At 43.6% G+C, this 663-nt stretch carries 2 protein-coding genes; one reads left to right on the plus strand and one right to left on the minus strand.

What is annotated here, in order from left to right:
• Window positions 1-362 (minus strand): helix-turn-helix domain-containing protein (locus tag ACFINU_RS10270; RefSeq protein WP_375619073.1); only part of this gene is annotated, 362 nt, incomplete at its 3' end.
• A gap of 152 nt (window positions 363-514) precedes the next feature.
• Here ACFINU_RS10270 and ACFINU_RS10275 point away from each other — a divergent pair.
• On the plus strand, window positions 515-663 hold a 149-nt coding region (locus tag ACFINU_RS10275), incomplete at its 3' end, for a helix-turn-helix domain-containing protein (RefSeq protein ID WP_375667727.1).

The raw sequence follows: 663 nt of genomic DNA on the forward strand, positions 1-663 counted from the left end.
TCAGGGGGGAGTTTTATATTTGCATCGCGATAGGTTGTATAAGCTATGCGACCAAGCTTTTTCATGAGACCAGCAGGGATGGTAGGTGCTTTAAAACCTGCTGCTTTCGCTTTTGCCATGTCTGTAAACATTTCGCCTTCACCAGTGACAAGCCAGTCTAAGGATATTCCACAGCGATCTTTATATATTCGCATTATAGATGCAGGGGGTTCTTGCAAACCCGTTTCATAATTGCGCATAGTCGTTTCGGGGATTTCAAAATGTTTAGCAAATTGTTTGCGCTCTGTAAAACCAAGGGTGTGCCGTATTTCACGCAAGCGTTTTGCCAGTTCTGTTTGTGGTTCTTTTTCAGGACGTGCCAAAAAAATCACTCCAAATCCATTTTCGGTATTTACAAAAGCCGAATTTGGCATTATACATCTAATTACCGCCCGATATAGAGGGCAGATATTTTACAATTAACCCCACAAAAAACGGATGGTTTGAGCATCCGTTTGAAGCAGGAGCGAAAGTTATGACAACCACACAAACATGCATCCAAGTATGGGATCGCCATAGTATTTTAGCCGAGCTACGCCGCCGTAACATGACCTTGGCGGAGCTCGCGAAAGCTTATCAACTATCGTCATCCAGTGTTCAACATATCTGGACACGGTCTAACGA

Source organism: Bartonella sp. AC130YNZD (genome assembly GCF_042196865.1).
Taxonomy (GTDB): domain Bacteria; phylum Pseudomonadota; class Alphaproteobacteria; order Rhizobiales; family Rhizobiaceae; genus Bartonella.